The sequence below is a fragment of the Bradyrhizobium sp. USDA 4011 genome (genome assembly GCF_054063415.1).
Genome location: NZ_JBSSGG010000001.1, coordinates 7,488,840 through 7,505,029, shown reverse-complemented (window position 1 = coordinate 7,505,029; position 16,190 = coordinate 7,488,840). Strand labels below are relative to the sequence as shown.

Annotated in this window: 16 protein-coding genes and 1 pseudogene; 10 read left to right on the top strand and 7 right to left on the bottom strand. The window is 63.9% G+C overall.

All coding sequences use genetic code 11. The features are described from left to right. Positions 1–82: 82 nt before the first annotated feature. Positions 83–376: a GYD domain-containing protein gene (locus ACVW1C_RS35435; RefSeq protein WP_456762219.1), complete on the top strand. Its 294-nt coding sequence runs from the start codon at positions 83–85 to the stop codon at positions 374–376. Between the two features lie 137 nt (positions 377–513). Here the strand turns inward: ACVW1C_RS35435 and ACVW1C_RS35430 are convergent, their stop codons facing one another. Then, positions 514–2,124: an ABC transporter substrate-binding protein gene (locus tag ACVW1C_RS35430; protein ID WP_456762218.1), complete on the bottom strand. Its 1,611-nt coding sequence runs from the start codon at positions 2,122–2,124 to the stop codon at positions 514–516. Between the two features lie 298 nt (positions 2,125–2,422). On the opposite strand from ACVW1C_RS35430, the gene ACVW1C_RS35425 reads away from it, so the two are divergent. Next, complete coding sequence (locus ACVW1C_RS35425) at positions 2,423–3,184, top strand: peptidase (RefSeq protein WP_456762217.1); 762 nt, start codon at positions 2,423–2,425, stop codon at positions 3,182–3,184. A gap of 14 nt (positions 3,185–3,198) precedes the next feature. After that, a pseudogene (locus ACVW1C_RS35420) lies at positions 3,199–3,961 on the top strand (SDR family oxidoreductase). A gap of 388 nt (positions 3,962–4,349) precedes the next feature. On the opposite strand, the gene ACVW1C_RS35415 reads toward ACVW1C_RS35420, so the two are convergent. Further along, positions 4,350–5,573 (bottom strand): MFS transporter, encoded by a 1,224-nt coding sequence (locus ACVW1C_RS35415; RefSeq protein WP_456762216.1) that lies wholly within the window; start codon positions 5,571–5,573, stop codon positions 4,350–4,352. Between the two features lie 116 nt (positions 5,574–5,689). Between ACVW1C_RS35415 and ACVW1C_RS35410 the strand changes: the two genes are divergently transcribed. Further along, positions 5,690–6,940, top strand: a complete 1,251-nt coding sequence (locus tag ACVW1C_RS35410; protein ID WP_456762215.1) for a NupC/NupG family nucleoside CNT transporter — start codon at positions 5,690–5,692, stop codon at positions 6,938–6,940. 41 nt (positions 6,941–6,981) lie between these two features. Here the strand turns inward: ACVW1C_RS35410 and ACVW1C_RS35405 are convergent, their stop codons facing one another. Further along, the gene (locus ACVW1C_RS35405; RefSeq protein ID WP_456762214.1) at positions 6,982–8,166 is read right to left on the bottom strand and encodes an alpha/beta fold hydrolase; all 1,185 of its coding nucleotides are present in this window, start codon (positions 8,164–8,166) and stop codon (positions 6,982–6,984) included. A 203-nt stretch (positions 8,167–8,369) separates the two neighbouring features. On the opposite strand from ACVW1C_RS35405, the gene ACVW1C_RS35400 reads away from it, so the two are divergent. Then, positions 8,370–8,948 (top strand): TetR/AcrR family transcriptional regulator, encoded by a 579-nt coding sequence (locus ACVW1C_RS35400; RefSeq protein ID WP_456763255.1) that lies wholly within the window; start codon positions 8,370–8,372, stop codon positions 8,946–8,948. A 118-nt stretch (positions 8,949–9,066) separates the two neighbouring features. Here ACVW1C_RS35400 and ACVW1C_RS35395 read toward each other — a convergent pair whose 3' ends face one another. Both ACVW1C_RS35395 and ACVW1C_RS35390 read right to left on the bottom strand, forming a co-directional pair. Continuing rightward, complete coding sequence (locus ACVW1C_RS35395; RefSeq protein WP_456762213.1) at positions 9,067–9,657, bottom strand: cupin domain-containing protein; 591 nt, start codon at positions 9,655–9,657, stop codon at positions 9,067–9,069. A gap of 98 nt (positions 9,658–9,755) precedes the next feature. Further along, entirely contained in the window at positions 9,756–10,046 is a 291-nt protein-coding gene (locus tag ACVW1C_RS35390) for an usg protein (RefSeq protein WP_456762212.1), read from the bottom strand. A 380-nt stretch (positions 10,047–10,426) separates the two neighbouring features. On the opposite strand from ACVW1C_RS35390, the gene ACVW1C_RS35385 reads away from it, so the two are divergent. The 4 genes from ACVW1C_RS35385 to ACVW1C_RS35370 all read left to right on the top strand — a co-directional run bounded on the left by ACVW1C_RS35385 (position 10,427) and on the right by ACVW1C_RS35370 (position 13,633). Continuing rightward, positions 10,427–10,741: a co-chaperone GroES gene (locus ACVW1C_RS35385; RefSeq protein WP_106329499.1), complete on the top strand. Its 315-nt coding sequence runs from the start codon at positions 10,427–10,429 to the stop codon at positions 10,739–10,741. 42 nt (positions 10,742–10,783) lie between these two features. Then, positions 10,784–12,424: a chaperonin GroEL gene (gene groL, locus ACVW1C_RS35380; protein WP_456762211.1), complete on the top strand. Its 1,641-nt coding sequence runs from the start codon at positions 10,784–10,786 to the stop codon at positions 12,422–12,424. Between the two features lie 754 nt (positions 12,425–13,178). Further along, entirely contained in the window at positions 13,179–13,394 is a 216-nt protein-coding gene (locus tag ACVW1C_RS35375; protein WP_456762210.1) for a hypothetical protein, read from the top strand. A 41-nt stretch (positions 13,395–13,435) separates the two neighbouring features. Beyond that, positions 13,436–13,633, top strand: coding sequence for a hypothetical protein (locus tag ACVW1C_RS35370; protein WP_456762209.1), 198 nt, complete (start codon positions 13,436–13,438; stop codon positions 13,631–13,633). Positions 13,634–13,650: 17 nt separating this feature from the next. Here the strand turns inward: ACVW1C_RS35370 and ACVW1C_RS35365 are convergent, their stop codons facing one another. Continuing rightward, positions 13,651–14,445, bottom strand: a complete 795-nt coding sequence (locus tag ACVW1C_RS35365; protein WP_456762208.1) for a Crp/Fnr family transcriptional regulator — start codon at positions 14,443–14,445, stop codon at positions 13,651–13,653. A gap of 183 nt (positions 14,446–14,628) precedes the next feature. Then, entirely contained in the window at positions 14,629–15,468 is an 840-nt protein-coding gene (locus ACVW1C_RS35360; protein WP_456762207.1) for a LysR family transcriptional regulator, read from the bottom strand. Positions 15,469–15,595: 127 nt separating this feature from the next. Here ACVW1C_RS35360 and ACVW1C_RS35355 point away from each other — a divergent pair, with 127 nt between their 5' ends. Then, entirely contained in the window at positions 15,596–16,189 is a 594-nt protein-coding gene (locus ACVW1C_RS35355) for a cysteine hydrolase family protein (RefSeq protein WP_456762206.1), read from the top strand. The last annotated feature ends 1 nt before the right edge of the window (position 16,190 follow it).

The following is a 16,190-nucleotide window of genomic DNA, read 5'->3' as shown; positions in this document are numbered from 1 at the left end:
CGCTCCCTCAACTTCAACATGAAGCAGGTTGGCCTGCCGCACACGCGGCAGACAAGGGAATGCGTAACCCTTGGAGGACGACATGGCGACATTCATAGTGAGGATCGACTGGACCGACCAGGGAATTCGCAGCGTCAAGGACGCGCCCAAGCGCAGCCGAGCGGCGAGAGAACTCGCCAAGACGCTCGGTGTCGAAATCAAGGAGGTCTATCTCACCTCCGGCGAGCATGACATCCTTCTCCTCGCCGAAGCGCCTCTCGGCGACAACATCACAAAGCTCGCGCTTGCCCTCAGTTCTCAGGGAAACATACGGACCTGCACCTCCCGGGCCTGGCCCGAGGCCGAGTGGACCAAGCTGATCGCCGAGCTTCCGTAGCGGCTTCGGATGCTCTGACGGATCTCTGCGCGGCCTGACCGACGGGTGCCGTCGCTGTTCTGCCCCCCGGCGACCTGTGCGAGTTCTGCGTGCGCGCAAGGCGACGGCTCACGTCGTCGTCAGCGGAACTGCATGCATTATTTATCCAGCCAGACTTCCTCGAAGCGCAGATTGTTGTACTGGCTGTTGTCATGCGGATGAAAGTTCCTCACGTAGGGCTGCCAGCAATTGCCGGCCGATGAGTGCAGGATGACCGGCCGCGCCGCGTCGGCGACCAGCAGGCGCTCGATGTCGAATACAATTTTGCGGCGCTTGTCCTTGTCGACCTCGCGCGACTGCGCGACGAGCAGCTTGTCAACCTCTGCATTGCAATACTGGGTGTAGTTGCGCTCGGAGTTGCAGGAATAGTTCTCGACCAGATTGCCGTCGGGATCGTCGACGCTGACGCCGGTGACATTGAGCCCGATCGTGTAGTCCTTGCGCTGCAGCCGCGAGTACCAGCGCGGCGTGTCCAGAATATCGAGCTCGGCGACGATATAGATCTTCTTGAGCTGGTCGGCGAGGATCACCGCCGGGTCGCGATAGGTCGGCAAATTGCGGGTCTGGATCTTGATCGACAGCGGCTTGGCGTCGCCGTAGCCGAGCTTCTGCATGATCGCCTGCGCGTCCGCGAGGTTCTTCTCGGTATCCGCGCCGTAGCCCATCAGCGTCGACAGTATCTCCGGCGGCATGCCCCACTCGCCTTCCGGCTTGGCCTGCATCGCACCGCCTAGCCGCCCGGTGCCTTCGAACAGGATGCTGTTGAAGGCCTTGCGATCCAGCGCCAGCGACATCGCCTTGCGAATCTCCGGATTGTCGAACGGCGGATTGACGCGGTTGACCAAGAGATTGATCTGCAAATTGGTCGACGTCATCTCGCAGATCGCGTTCGGCGCCCGCGCCTTGACGTCCTTCATCAGGGGAATGCTGACGTCGGACGGAAAGGTGATGTCGTAGTCGCCGGTCGCGAACGCCAGCATGCGCGTGGCGCGGCTGTCGATCGAGCGCACCGTGATCTCGTCGAGATACGGCCGATCCTTCTTGAAGTAATCGGGGTTGCGCACCAGGCGGATCGAATCCCCGCGCCGGAATTCGACGAATTTAAACGGCCCGGTGCCGATTGGCTTGGTGCGCATCACCTGCTGCGGCACGTGGCAGGGATAGACCACCGAAAAGGCGCTGGCGAGCAGCGCCAAGAGACCAGGTTGCGGCTCGGTCAGCTCGAAGGTCGCCTCATCGTCGCCATTGACGCTGACATCCCTGAGTTTCGAATACCAGACCTTGCGCGGATTGCGCTTGAAGTCCTGGGTTTTGGAGTCTTGGGTCTCGCTCTTGCCGATCAGCATCCGCCAGGTGCATTGCACGTCCTTGGCCGTGAACGGCTGGCCGTCATGCCACTTCACGCCGTGCCTGAGTCTGAAGGTGAGCTTTGTGTTGGTGGAATCCCACGACCAGCTCTCGGCGAGATCAGGGATCACGGTGTCGATGCTTTCGTGCACCTTGGCCGGATCGAACACCACGAGGTTGTTGAAGACCGCCGCGAACGGCATCACCGAGGCGATGGTGGATTCTTCGAGCAGCGAGGTCGAGGGCGGATTGTCGTTGTGATAGAGCCGCAGCGTGCCGCCCTTCTTCTGCGCCGATGCAGGACTCTCAGCCATCGCCACGATGCCCAATGCCATGATGCACGTGGCCAGTTTGAACGACATTCTCGCCTCCCGGAATTTCTTGTTGTTGTCGCTTTCGGGCAGTCGACCACAACGCCAGGTGCCCCGCAATGACACGGGAGCGCAGATCATTGCCGGCTGCGTGGAACGCAGAACGAAGCCTTGGCGCGAACCGGGATTCGCAGGTGGCCGACGGTGGAACGGGTCCTGACACGGACCGTCGCCAGGCCCCTCTTGACCGGCCGTCGCACATCCCGTCACGGGGAATTAGGGTTGGATGCGACCTCGAAATTGGCTACACGTTTGGCGCCGAGAAACTCGGACCGTTTGGGGACTGCAAATGACCTATTGCTGCGGAATTCTGGTGCGCGACGGCCTCGTCATGATCGCCGATACCCGCACCAATGCCGGGCTCGACAACGTCTCGACCTTCCGCAAGCTGCACATCTTCGAAAAGCCCGGCGACCGCATCATGGCGATCGCCAGCGCAGGGAATCTCGCGATCAGCCAGTCGGTGCTGTCGACCCTGACCGAGGGCATGGAGGATCCGCACACCGGCGAGCTCGAGACGCTGATGAACGCGCCGACCATGTTCCAGGCGGCGCAGCGGATCGGCCGCGCCATCCGGTCGGTGCATGCCACCGAGGGCGATGCCCTGCGTTCCGAAGATATCTCGTTCGACGTCTCGTTCCTATTCGGCGGCCAGATCAAGGGCTCGCGGATGCGCCTGTTCATGGTCTACACCGCCGGCAACTTCATCGAATGCACCATCGACACGCCGTATTTGCAGATCGGCGAGCACAAATACGGCAAGCCGGTGCTCGACCGCGCCATGCATTACGACGTCGAGCTCTACGAGGCGCTGAAGACCGGGCTGATCTCGATGGATTCGACGATGCGCTCCAATCTCGGCGTCGGCCTGCCGATCGACGTGCTGGTGGTGCGCAGCGACGCCTGCGAGGCGGACCTCAACCACCGCATCGAGGCCGGCGAGCCCTATTTCCACGATCTGCGCTCGCGCTGGTCGGCTGCGCTGCGCGCGGCGCACCAGAACATTCCACGTCCACCCTACAAGAACGAAACCGAAGCAAAGACCAAGTAAGAGGAAACTGAGAGATGACCGAGGCAACCAGCAAGATCGCGCTCGTGACCGGCGCCGGCACCGGTGTCGGACGCGCCGCGTCGCTCGCTTTGATGGACAAGGGCTACACCGTGGTGCTCGCCGGACGCCGCATGGAGATGCTGGAAGAGACCGCCAAGCGTCGGTCCCGCCGGCAAGAGCCTGTGCGTGTCGGCCGACATGGCCAATCCGGCCGCGATCGCCGCGCTGTTCGACAAGGTAAAGGCGACCTATGGCCGGCTCGACGTGCTGTTCAACAATGCCGGCATGGGCGCGCCGCCGGTCAATTTCGAAGATCTGCCGCTCGAGCAGTGGCAGGCCGTGGTCAACACCAACCTCACCGCGCCGTTCCTGTGCACCCAGCATGCCTTCCGCATCATGAAGGACCAGACGCCGCGCGGCGGCCGCATCATCAACAACGGCTCGATCTCGGCGCACGCGCCGCGGCCGTTCTCGGCGGCGTACACCTCGACCAAGCACGCCATCACCGGCCTGACAAAAGCCTCCAACCTCGACGGCCGCATGTATGACATCGCGGTCGGCCAGGTCGACATCGGCAACGCCGCGACCCCGATGACCGATCGCATGGTCAACGGCCCCGGCGTGCTGCAGCCGGACGGCACCACCAAGCACGAGCCGCGCATGGACGCCAAGGCGGTCGGCGACGCCGTCGCCTACATGGCCGGCCTGCCGCTCGACGCCAACGTGCTGTTCATGACGGTCATGGCGACCAAGATGCCGTTCGTCGGCCGGGGCTGATCTTCTTCTCCCTGCTCCGGCAGGACTGTCACGTCGGCATGGCCGGGCATAGCCGTCCGAAGGACGGCGTCGCTTCCGCTCCGCTTATGTCCCGGCCATGCCGTTCCAAGGGCGCACTGCCAAAATATCGAAAACAACCCCATGCAAAGGAGCCGGCGTTCGACACGGCAACTTGACACGTCGGGCAAATCAGCGGTATTTTTCCATTATTCCGAAATCATGCAAGCGCCCTCGCATCTGCTCCCTCGCCCCGCTCTTGCGCGGAGAGGGTTGGGGTGAGGGGCTGCTTCAGCGAAGCCGGTGTCAGAATAATTCGCGGAGAGTCCCCGTCACCCGACGCTTCGCGTCGACCTCTCCCCGCGAGCGGGGCGAGGTAGGGAGAAGCGCCCTACTCCAGCTTCTCGACGTCCCGCAGCGTCGGGAACAGCTTCATCCAGAGCAGCGCGACCGCGACCGTGGCGACGCCGCCGAGCACGGCTGACGGCACGGCGCCGAGCAGCGCCGCGGTGACGCCGCTCTCGAACTGGCCGAGCTGGTTCGACGCGTTGATGAACAGGAAGTTCACCGCGCCGACCCGGCCGCGCATCTCGTCGGGGGTGGCGAGCTGCACCAGCGAGAAGCGGATCACGACGCTGATCGTGTCCGCAGCGCCGAGCACCGCGAGCGCCAGCACCGACAGCCACATCCAGTGCGACAGTGCGAACACCACCGTCGCGACGCCGAACACGATCACCGCCTGGAACATGCGCATGCCGACGCGGCGGTTGATGGTATGCCGCGCCAGCACCATCGTCATCAGCAGCGCACCGACCGCGGGCGCGGCGCGCAGGATGCCGAGGCCGAGCGGCCCGGTCTGCAGGATATCGCGCGCATAGATCGGCAGCAGCGCGGTGACGCCGCCGAACAACACCGCGAACAGATCGAGCGAGATGGTGCCGAGGATCGCGGGATTGCTGCGTACGAAGGTGACGCCGGCGAACAGATCGTCCGACGAGCCGCCGTTCTTCACCGGTGCCTGCTGCAAGCGGCCGATGCCACTGGTGAGCAGCGCGCCGAACAGCCAGAACACCATCATGATGCCGTAGGGCGCGCTCGGCATCAGCGCATAGGCAAAGCCGCCGAGCGCGGGTCCGGTGATGGTCGCGACCTGCGCCGCGCCGCTCGAGATCGCGGTGGCCCGCTGCAACGAGCCCTGCGGCGCGATCAGCGGCAGCAGCGCGGCGGTCGCCGGGCTCTCGAACGCGCCGGCGATCCCGAGCACGAAGGTCGCGACGAAGATCTGGATCTCGGAGATGGTGCCGGCAAATGTGCTTCCGGCGAGAAACAATGCGGTCAGCGCCTCCGCGACCTGGCAGGCCTGCACCACACGCTTGCGCTCGAAGCGGTCGGCGGCGTGACCGGCGACGAACACCAATAGCGCCGTCGGCAGGAACTGCACCAGTCCGACCATGCCGAGGTCGAACGCGCTGCCGGTCAAATCGTAAATCTGCCAGCCGATCGCCACCGCGCCGATCTGGCTGGAGAAGCGCGACAGGCTGCGCGACGACAGAAAGAACAGGAACGGCCGGTGGCCGAGCAGATCGCGGGCGCCGGCCGGCGTGGCGGAGGACATGGATGATTGCGTGGCCGAGCACCTGCAACTTGTCAATGGATTCGAGGAGAACGCGCAACAGCATTGCGCTGCGCGGGGCCCCCACCCATAATCGCGTGAGGGTTCTTGGGGGCGTGATGCTGCAGTTGCAATCGGCGTTCGGCGTGGTGGCGTTGCTCGTGATCGCCTGGGCGTTGAGCGAGAATCGGAGCCTCGTATCGTTGCGGCAGGCGGCGATCGGGCTCGTCGTCACGATCGTCACCGCGCTGGTGCTGATCAAGGTGCCGCTGGTGACGCAGGCCTTCGGCGCGATCAACGATGCCGTCGGCACCATCGCCGCCGCGACGCGCGCCGGCACCGCCTTCGTGTTCGGCTATGTCGGCGGCGGCCCGGCGCCGTTCGATCCCAAAGCGCCGGGCTCGGATTTCATCCTCGCCTTCCAGGCGCTGCCGATCGTGCTGGTCATGAGCGTGCTGACGACGCTGTTGTTCTATTGGCGCGTGCTGCCGCCGGTGGTGCGCGGCATGGCCTGGCTGCTGGAGCGGACGCTCGGCGTCGGCGGCGCGGTCGGGCTTTCGACCGCCGCCAACATCTTCCTCGGCATGGTGGAAGCGCCGCTGTTCATCCGCCCCTATCTGGCGCAGCTTAGCCGCAGCGAATTGTTTCTGGTGATGACCGGCGGCATGGCCGGGATCGCCGGTACGGTGCTGGTGCTGTACGCCACGCTGCTGGCGCCGCTGATATCAGATGCCGCCGCGCATTTCGTCATCGCCTCGGTGCTGGGAGCGCCGGCCGCCATCCTGGTCAGCCTGATCATGGTGCCGGAGACGACGGACAAGCGCACCGGCGGGTCGCTCGATGATCCCGATGTTCAGGTGTCATCGACAATGGACGCCATCGTGAAGGGCACCGCCGGCGGCCTCGAGCTGCTGATGAACATCATCGCGATGCTCTTGGTGCTGGTCGCGCTGGTCTATCTGGCGAATGCAATCATCGGCCTGCTGCCGGAAATCGGCGGCGCGAAGATCTCGCTGCAACGGTTGCTCGGTTACGTCATGGCGCCGGTATGCTGGCTGATGGGCCTGCCCTGGCCGCAGGCGATCACGGCCGGAAGCCTGATGGGCACCAAGACCGTGCTGAACGAGCTGATTGCCTATGTCGAGCTGTCGAAGCTCGGTCCCGACGCGCTCGATCCGCGCTCGCGGCTGATCATGCTGTACGCGATGTGCGGCTTTGCCAACTTCGCGAGCCTCGGCATCATGATCGGCGGCCTCGGCATCATGGCGCCCGAGCGGCGCGACGAGATCAACGCGCTCGGGCTGAAGTCGATCGTCTCGGGCACGCTGACGACCTGCCTGATGGGCGCGATCGTGGGGGCGATGACGTGACGCCGGGCCGCATGTTCAAGGGAGACGACGGACGCCCCGGCCTAACGGCTGGTGTGATCCGCCCCACCCGCCTCCTTGATGAAGGCGAGCAGCAACGTGCCGAGCCGAGCCGGCTGCTCCTGCTGGATCCAGTGACCGGCGCCGTCGATCAGTTCGATGTCACCCATCCTCGCCGCCGCCTTCGTCCTCATCAGATCGAGCGCGCCCGGCGCCGCATAGGTGCCCCAATCGCTTGTCCCGCCGATGAAGAGCGACGGGACATCGATCGTCTTGCCCGAGAACAGGCGCAACTCAGCGTTCAGGCCAGGATCGGAAAAGACGCGATAAGCCATGAGGGCGCCTTGAAACCCGGTGCGGCCGTACTCCGCCGTGTACACGCCAAGTTCCGGCTCGGTGAGCCATTTGCAGGCCGAGACCTCGGCGGCGGAAGGTTGGAATGGAGCGACGGTCTGCGACATCGTCTTGCCGAGATCCATCACGTAGTAGGTCGGCATTTGTGCAAGTTCTGTGGCGGTTGGCGCCTTCAACGGATGCGGCTTGTTTCCCGGCCAGTCAGCGCTCTTCACGTGGAAGAATGCACGAAGAAACGCGTGTAAGCCTTGAGGGGGATGCCACAGGTCATCGTTCGCCTGCCGCGTGCTCAGGTATTGCTGGTAATGCTGTCTCGGCGGATCGAGCGCCGCCAGCGCGGCCGCCAGCTTCTGGCTTTCAGTGTTCGGTTGAACCGACGATGCCGCGCTTTCTGCAATGTTGAACGGAAACGCCGGCGGACCTGGGAACGGCGCGCTCATCAGCACCACCGAGGGAAAGACGTCAGGTCGGGCTAGCGCACAATAGGCCGCCACGGGCGAGCCGAAATCGTGCCCGACGAGCATCGCCGTACGCCGATAGCCCAATGCCGACACCAATCCGAGGGCGTCACGCGTCATGTTCAGGAGGCTGAAGGGCCCTAGCGCGGCATCATAGTCATTCACCCAACCGGTGGTGCGGCCGAAACCCCGCTGATCGGGTGCCACGACATGGTACCCGGCGTCAGCCAGAATTGGGATCAGGTGTCGCCAGCCGTAAGCCAGATCCGGAAAGCCGTGCAGAAGCAGCGCGAGCGGCCGGCCGGGGCTTTCGTAACCAGCCTCGAGAAGATGGACGTCGAGACCGTTGACCCCATGGATCATCCGCGAGCGGACCCCGTAGGGAAGCGTGCCTGCGCCATACGTTGATGAGGTCATATCAGCCGCTCCTAAGGGATTCGCGCCGGTCGGTCGAAGTAAAGCCGCAACCAGGCTGGCTGCCCCCATCGCCAGGACGGCTCGTCGGGACGCTTCCCGGCTTGGGATTTGGTCGAGCGGCATCGCCGGACACTTTCTATGGTGATCGCCATAGTATGGCGATCACCATAGCGGCGTCAAGCGAAACGTATTATCTTCGCGGCATGCCACGTAAGACTGATGCCCGCGCGCGCGCGATCGCCACGGCCGAACGGCTGTTTCGCATCCAGGGCTACACCGCGACCGGATTGACCCAGATCATTGCAGAAAGCGGTGCGCCGAAAGGATCGTTCTACTTCCACTTTCCACGCGGCAAGGCACAGCTCGCAGAAGAAGCGATCGATCATTACCTCGCGGCTAGAATTGCTGTTTTGCGGAGCATCTCGGCGAATACGGCGGGCGATGTCCTCAATTTCGTTCAGGAGATTTTCCGCGCATTCGCCGCCGAAATGGTCGCCTCTGATTTCCAGTATGGATGTCTCATGCAAAATCTGGCGAACGAGCTGCCCGCGCTCGATGCCGAGCTAACCAAACGGGTGGCGCGCGGATTCGTTGATTCGACCGAGATCATCGCCGAGCATTTCAGGGGGTGCGGCTTCACTCCCGCACGCGCATCCTCTACCGCAGCCGCATTGGTCGCCGCCCTCGAAGGCGCGCGAACCATCGCCCGCCTCGAACGGACGCCGGCGATATTCGAGGCGCTGGCGGATGTCAGTGTCCAGAGGCTGTGTGTGCCCGGGTGATCCGGGTCCCGACGTGCCGCGTCATTCCGGGGGCGTCCGAAGGGCGAGCCCGGAATCCATCGGGCCGCGCTAAAAAGTCGTCATGGCCGGGTCAACCCCGGCCATGACGAAGCGAGGCTTACGCCTTCAGCTCCACCGTCTTGAACTCGGCCGGCAGGATCACCTCCAGCAGTTCGACGTCGTCGGAATAGTCCAGGATCATGTGCCGGATGCGCGGCGGCTGGGTCCAGGCGCTGCCTTGCTGCATCAGCGTCTCGCCCTCGCCTTCCATGTAGGTTTTCACCCAGCCCTTGAGCACGTAGACCATCTGGAAGTCGACGTCGTGGAAGTGCAGCTTCGACACCTCGTCCGGATTGCACGGTCCCTGCAGCCGGATGACATGCGCCTGCGCGAGGCCATGCGAGGCGGCGGCGATGCCAAGATCGCGATACTTGGCGTAGGCGCGCAGCCCATCGGCCTTGAAATCCTCTTCGCGGTGATGGCTGATGGCGACGCGCTGCTTCGGCCGTGCCTTGGTTGCTGCCTTGGTTGCTGCCTTGGTTGCCGTCTTGGGCGCGCTCTTCTTGGCCGCGGTGACGCGGCCCTTGGACTTGATGGTCTTGCGCGCGGACGATTTCGCCGACGATTTCTTGGCGCCGGCGCCGAACCCCGACCATTTCTTCTTCACCGCGGTCTTGGCTGCGGATCTCGATGCCGTCTTCTTGGCCATTGTTCGCCTCCCGTCTTCTTGTGACTGTTAGAGGCTAACACAAGTCGCGCCGCGCGAGGCGGGCAAAGGCGCAAGCCGCGCCTCGCCGCCCTTGCGGATCAATGCAGCCGGAACACGCCGTCGACGGCGCGCAGTTCGGCCGGCTTGACCAGCTTGGAATGCGCCACCGTTACCGAAAACAGCGGGCCTTCGAGCTTCTCCTGCCAGAAGGCGAGGAAATCCTGCAGCGCCGGAAATTTCGGAAACAGGTCGTAGTTCTGCCAGACATAGGTTTGCAGCAACGAGGGATGATCCGGCATCCGATAGAGGATTTGCGCCGTCGTCAGCCCATACCCCAACAACTGCTTCCGGAAATCGTCGGAAACACCCCCACCAACTCGCGAGACCATGCCAACCTCCTGTGACGGAGCGCATTCACATGGCGGCCGACTCCCGCCGGACCACCGGCAATGGATGCGCTCACATGAGAGAAATGTGACGCACGCGACTAACCCATCTCAAGCCTAAATGTTTAATAGGTTGTTGAAATTTCTTGCGTTAGCAGCAGCTTACCGCATCTGCTAATAGCCCGGTGCCCCCTGCCGGGCGGTATTAAGGATGCCGAAATGATGCTGGCAGCCGTCATTCGCGAGTGCCAATTTTTCTGCTAGAGCCACTTGCCCGCCGCCAAGGCTTGGCCTATCTCCTGCTCAGCCAGCTTGGCACTCGCTGGGCTGGACTGCTAACACTCCAAAAATCTACAGCATATGCAAACGTTTAGGAGGACTGCATGAAATTCCGTCCGCTTCACGACCGCGTCGTGGTCAAGCGCATCGACGCCGAAGAGAAGACTGCTGGCGGCATCATCATTCCGGACAGTGCCAAGGAAAAGCCCTCGCAGGGCGAAGTCATCGCCGTCGGCCCGGGCGGCCGCGACGAAGCCGGCAAGCTGATCCCCATCGACCTCAAGGTCGGCGACCGCGTCCTGTTCGGCAAGTGGTCCGGCACCGAGGTCAAGATCGACGGTGAAGATCTGCTGATCATGAAGGAAAGCGACGTCATGGGCGTGCTCGACGTCCCCGCTTCCAAGAAGAAGGCGGCCTAAGCGCCTCTTTCCCTCCCAGGTAAATCTCAAGGAAAAATTCAGATGGCAGCTAAAGAAGTCAAATTCTCCGTCGATGCTCGCGACAAGATGCTGCGCGGCGTCGACATCCTCGCCAACGCGGTGAAGGTCACTCTCGGCCCTAAGGGCCGCAACGTCGTGCTCGAGAAGTCGTTCGGCGCTCCCCGCATCACCAAGGACGGCGTCACCGTCGCCAAGGAGATCGAGCTCGAGGACAAGTTCGAGAACATGGGCGCCCAGATGGTGCGCGAAGTCGCCTCCAAGTCCGCTGACGCGGCCGGCGACGGCACCACCACAGCCACCGTGCTCGCCCAGGCGATCGTGCGGGAAGGCGCCAAGTCGGTTGCCGCCGGCATGAACCCGATGGACCTGAAGCGCGGTATCGACCTCGCGGTCGAAGCCGTCGTTGCGGACCTCCAGAAGAACTCGAAGAAGGTCACCTCGAACGACGAGATCGCCCAGGTCGGCACCATTTCGGCCAACGGCGATGCCGAGATCGGCAAGTTCCTCGCCGACGCCATGAAGAAGGTCGGCAACGAGGGCGTGATCACGGTCGAGGAAGCCAAGTCGCTCGAGACCGAGCTCGACGTCGTCGAGGGCATGCAGTTCGACCGCGGCTACATCTCGCCCTACTTCGTCACCAACGCCGACAAGATGCGCGTCGAGATGGACGACGCCTACATCCTCATCAACGAGAAGAAGCTCTCCTCGCTGAACGAGCTGCTCCCGCTGCTCGAGGCCGTGGTGCAGACCGGCAAGCCGCTGGTCATCGTCGCTGAAGACGTCGAAGGCGAAGCCCTCGCCACCCTCGTCGTCAACCGCCTGCGTGGCGGCCTGAAGGTCGCGGCCGTCAAGGCTCCGGGCTTCGGCGATCGCCGCAAGGCCATGCTGCAGGACATCGCGATCCTGACCGGCGGCCAGGCCATCTCGGAAGACCTCGGCATCAAGCTCGAGAACGTCACGCTGCAGATGCTGGGTCGCGCCAAGAAGGTGATGATCGACAAGGAAAACACCACGATCGTCAACGGCGCCGGCAAGAAGGCCGACATCGACGCCCGCGTTGCCCAGATCAAGGCGCAGATCGAGGAGACCACCTCGGACTACGACCGTGAGAAGCTGCAGGAGCGTCTCGCCAAGCTGGCAGGCGGCGTCGCGGTGATCCGCGTCGGCGGCGCGACCGAGGTCGAGGTGAAGGAGCGTAAGGATCGCGTTGATGACGCGATGCATGCGACCCGCGCGGCTGTCGAGGAAGGCATCGTCCCGGGCGGCGGCGTCGCCCTGCTCCGTGCTTCCGAGCAGCTCAAGGGCCTGCGCACCAAGAACGACGACCAGAAGACCGGCGTCGAGATCGTGCGCAAGGCGCTGTCCTCCCCGGCTCGCCAGATCGCGATCAACGCCGGTGAAGACGGTTCGGTCATCGTCGGCAAGATCCTGGAGAACAAGGCCTACAATTACGGCTTCGACTCCCAGACCGGCGAGTATGCCGACCTCGTCAAGAAGGGCATCATCGACCCGACCAAGGTCGTCCGCACCGCGATCCAGAACGCTGCCTCGGTTGCCGCGCTGCTGATCACCACGGAAGCGATGGTTGCCGAGCTGCCGAAGAAGAACGCCGGCGGCCCCGCAATGCCTCCGGGCGGCGGCATGGGCGGCATGGACTTCTAAGGTCCAGCCACTCGGGCAATTTACGAAATGCAAAACCCCGGCAGCGATGCCGGGGTTTTTGTTTTGGGCGGTCAACGGCGCACTTGTTGCCGCACGCTCAAGTTGGACGGTCTGCGCAGCCTCGCGCGGAAGCAGGACGTTGCTGCCCACGGCAAGCGTTGCTTATGCACAGCACTCTCCATAAACATATGTTAGTTGAGTTGACATTCTAAAAAAAATATCGGCGAGAGTCGCAAACCGAACCGACAACCCCGCCTTCGTCCCGCACAGTAAGCTCGGGACGAAATCGAAGGTCACTCAAAAATCCGAATCGAACACGGAGCGTCAGCTCCCGTGACGCGAGCAGGCGTCGCGGAGAATGCTTTCGCTTGAGAGGGAGGCTGTGTGGTGAGTGAAAGCCAAATGAAAGTCACGGTGAACGGCAGGCGTTTCTTCGCAATGCTGTTGTCGAGCCAACAGTCCGACCAGACGGGCACAACGCAAGCCCGCGAACCAGCCAGGCAACGCTTCGCCGCGGTTCTCCGCGAGGCTGCCTAAAGAAGCGGCGTTCAACTCACATCGAGGATTCGTTCGAGGAGGGATCTGGCCGGTTGGATGAAGCCCAGTGACGAGCATGCAGCCCCCACTGCCCGATGCTCCGTCAAAAGCCGTAGGTGCGCGATGCCCCCCAAGTACCCGCACCGACCTGAGGCCAATCCAACCGGCCGGAGCTTTTCCGCAAAAGCAAAAAAGCATTATGGGAGGGGAGGCTCACATGGGCATGGTCATGGTCAAATGTCCGCAAACCGGGCACGCGATTTCCACCGGAATCAAAACCGATCGCGAGAGCTTTCGACGCAGTACGGTGTTCTTCTCCCGCACCTCCTGTCCATTCTGCCGCACCGATCACGCCTGGTTTGCGCGAGACGCCTGGGTCGACGAGCCGAGCATCCGCATGCGGGGGCGCCGCAGCGTCGGTTCACCGGCCTGAAGAGTTGCCGCCACGATTGATGATCGCGATGGAGGGACGCCATGGCGCATGTGCAGATCTCAACGGAAACGTCTGCCTGGCTGCTGCAGGCCAAGGACTTTCTCGATGAAGCACGACGGCTGAAGCCGGGCCCGGAGCGCAATGAGTTGCGCCAGACGGCGAAGGTGCTGCGTGAGATTGCCAAGATCGAGATGGCGTCCTCCCCCGCGCGGGCGCCTGATCGGCGGCCAGGAAGCTGATCGCGCCGGGAGCGCGCTCACACGGCGTCGTCCGCCTCGATTTCCGAGATGCGCGGATCGTCGGCGAGCGCCGCTCCTCCGGTTCGAACCTTGTCGCCCGAGAAGATCTGCTCGGCCTCCAGACGCATGACGCGATGGCATTCGCACGCCGCCGCCAACAGCCGCGCCCGGTCGATCTCGATCCGGCCTCGTTGATCGGATCTGATCGCACCGCGCTTGCGCAGATTGCGCATCAGCAACGTCACCGTTGTTCGTCGTACGCCGAGAATTTGCGACAGCGCCTGCTGGGTGAGCGGAAGAACGTCGCTGTCGACGCGGTCGCGCAGCTGGAGCAGCCAGCGCGCCATCCGCGCTTCGACCGGGTGGAGCGCATTGCAGGCGGAGCCAAGCTGAAACTGGATCAGCATCGATCTGACGTGCTTTTGGATCGCCTGCCGGATCCCGGGGCTGCGGCCGAAAGCTGCATGAAAGCGCGCCGCGGGAACCCGCGACGCGGTACCGGCCGCACGAACAACTGCGGTAATGCCTGACGGTGACGCCCCAAGCACCGAAAGACTGCCCACGGCCCCCTCGCTTCCGACCACACCGGTGGCGACCGTGTGCCCGTCCGCCATGTCGATCATCAGCAAGATCGCCCCGCTGTGGGGAAAGAAGACGTAGTCGATCTCGTCACCGGCGCGCGCCAGGACAGCATCCTGTTCGAGCGCGACCGTCTCAAGTTCGGGCCTCAGGAGGTCCAAATCCGCCGGCGACAGTGTTGCGAGAAGGCGGTTACGCGTTCCGCCGGAAATGCCTACCTGCGGGAACGTCATGAAGGGTCGCACGGCAAACTCACTCGGACACAAGCTCAAAAACGAATTCCAAACGCTTGACCACACGATGGAATTCTCTGCGGCCGCGTCCCAAGAGTTAGATGCAAATGCGCCGCCGGACGCAATAGCTAAATGCGCATTGTTGCCCCGTAGAACTTCGGAACCGCGAGAGTTCCAATTCTTCTACCCGCCGCGCGCGGCGTCCTGAAAGCAGGCGCGCAGCCAGTCGATGGTGACGCGCGTCGCCACATCGCGCTTGAGATGGCTTTGCACCAGAAGCCAGACGTCGCGCCGCTTCGGCAGCAGCGTGGCGCGCAGACGGCGATCGGTCATCAGGTCCACGCAACTATGCTCCGGCAGCACGCCGACCGCTTGATGCGACTGGATGAGCTTGTGGATGATGCGGACATTGTCGGTGACGCAGCGCGCACGAAGCCGCTTCGCGCGCAGGAACTGCATCTCGGGGATTGCTCCGAGCTCGTCCGGATAGGCGCACGTCACCGCCTCTCCGGTTGTCGTCGCGGCCGGCTCGAAGAAATACAGCCTGACCTCGGCGAGCTTCGAGATCGCAAAGTCGCCCTTGTCGGGCTTGCGCAGGCGGATCGCGAGATCGGCTTCCCAGCGCGAGAATTTGACGTTGTCGCTCGAGGTCAGGAATTGCAGCGTGAGGCCCGGATTGGCGCGCAGCAATGCGCTGGTACGCGGCGCGAGCACTTCCTCGGCGATCGCGTTGGTGGAGGCAATGCGCAGCCGGCCGACCGGCCCGGGCAGGCTTTCGCCGATCCGGCCGATCTCCTCGGCATGCGCGGCCATCGCCTGGATATGTGCGAGCACCAGGTCGCACTGCCGGGTCGGCTTGCGGACGCCGTCGGCCGCCTCGAACAGCCGCAGCCCGAGCGCGCGCTCGATCCGCGCCAGCCGGCGGCCGACGGTGGTCTCGTCGATGCGCAGCCGCGCGCTGGCGCCGGCATAGGTGCCCTCATCCCTGACGGCCGCGATGATGCGAAGGTCGTCCCAGTTCATGGCCTCAGGCTACATCGCCTCCGGCTGGCCTGCAATAACGCAGCCACCGGCTGCAATATCCCTGCATAACAGCAGGCCGGTCCGCGGCTATATTTTCGCACGACGCATCCCCGGAGTTCTCACGACCATGACCGCGGCCAAAACGCTGATGCAGCTTGCCGGTATCGACCTCACCCCGCCCCGCCTCGGCGACAGCTGCCTCGTGCTGATCGACATCCAGAACGAGTATCTCGCAGGTCCCCTCGCGTTGCCCGACGCCAAACCCGCGATTGCGCGCGCGACCGCATTGCTCGCCCGCGCGCGGGAAAGCGGCACGGCGATCATCCACATCGCGCACAAGGGAGCGCCGGGCGGCCTGTTCGATCGCACCGCGGAGCGCGGCGCGATCGTCGCGCCGCTCAAGCCGCGGCCCGGCGAGATCGTGATCGAGAAGCAATTGCCGAACGCTTTCGCCGGCACCGACCTGAACGCGCAGCTTGCCGCGGCCGGCCGCAAGGAGCTCGTGCTCGCCGGCTTCATGACGCATATGTGCGTGAGCTCGACCGCCCGCGCCGCGCTCGATCTCGGCTTCCGCACCACCATCGACGCAGACAGCTGCGCCACCCGCGACCTGCCCGACGGCACTGGCGGCACGATCGCCGCGAAGCTCATTCACGAGGTCGCCCTCGCCGAACTGTCCGACCGCTTCGCGATCATCGCACGCGGCAATGCCCTCGCCTGAG

Bases quoted from the DNA above. Each gene is read 5' to 3' on its own strand.
- ACVW1C_RS35400 (WP_456763255.1), top strand. From the start codon at position 8,370: ATGCCACGTAAGACTGATGCCCGCGCGCGCGCGATCGCCACGGCCGAA.
- ACVW1C_RS35375 (WP_456762210.1), top strand. From the start codon at position 13,179: ATGGGCATGGTCATGGTCAAATGTCCGCAAACCGGGCACGCGATTTCC.
- ACVW1C_RS35365 (WP_456762208.1), bottom strand. From the start codon at position 14,445: ATGACGTTCCCGCAGGTAGGCATTTCCGGCGGAACGCGTAACCGCCTT.
- ACVW1C_RS35355 (WP_456762206.1), top strand. From the start codon at position 15,596: ATGACCGCGGCCAAAACGCTGATGCAGCTTGCCGGTATCGACCTCACC.
- ACVW1C_RS35360 (WP_456762207.1), bottom strand. From the start codon at position 15,468: ATGAACTGGGACGACCTTCGCATCATCGCGGCCGTCAGGGATGAGGGC.
- ACVW1C_RS35395 (WP_456762213.1), bottom strand. From the start codon at position 9,657: ATGGCCAAGAAGACGGCATCGAGATCCGCAGCCAAGACCGCGGTGAAG.
- ACVW1C_RS35385 (WP_106329499.1), top strand. From the start codon at position 10,427: ATGAAATTCCGTCCGCTTCACGACCGCGTCGTGGTCAAGCGCATCGAC.
- groL (WP_456762211.1), top strand. From the start codon at position 10,784: ATGGCAGCTAAAGAAGTCAAATTCTCCGTCGATGCTCGCGACAAGATG.
- ACVW1C_RS35390 (WP_456762212.1), bottom strand. From the start codon at position 10,046: ATGGTCTCGCGAGTTGGTGGGGGTGTTTCCGACGATTTCCGGAAGCAG.
- ACVW1C_RS35415 (WP_456762216.1), bottom strand. From the start codon at position 5,573: ATGTCCTCCGCCACGCCGGCCGGCGCCCGCGATCTGCTCGGCCACCGG.
- ACVW1C_RS35405 (WP_456762214.1), bottom strand. From the start codon at position 8,166: ATGACCTCATCAACGTATGGCGCAGGCACGCTTCCCTACGGGGTCCGC.
- ACVW1C_RS35410 (WP_456762215.1), top strand. From the start codon at position 5,690: ATGCTGCAGTTGCAATCGGCGTTCGGCGTGGTGGCGTTGCTCGTGATC.
- ACVW1C_RS35430 (WP_456762218.1), bottom strand. From the start codon at position 2,124: ATGTCGTTCAAACTGGCCACGTGCATCATGGCATTGGGCATCGTGGCG.
- ACVW1C_RS35370 (WP_456762209.1), top strand. From the start codon at position 13,436: ATGGCGCATGTGCAGATCTCAACGGAAACGTCTGCCTGGCTGCTGCAG.
- ACVW1C_RS35435 (WP_456762219.1), top strand. From the start codon at position 83: ATGGCGACATTCATAGTGAGGATCGACTGGACCGACCAGGGAATTCGC.
- ACVW1C_RS35425 (WP_456762217.1), top strand. From the start codon at position 2,423: ATGACCTATTGCTGCGGAATTCTGGTGCGCGACGGCCTCGTCATGATC.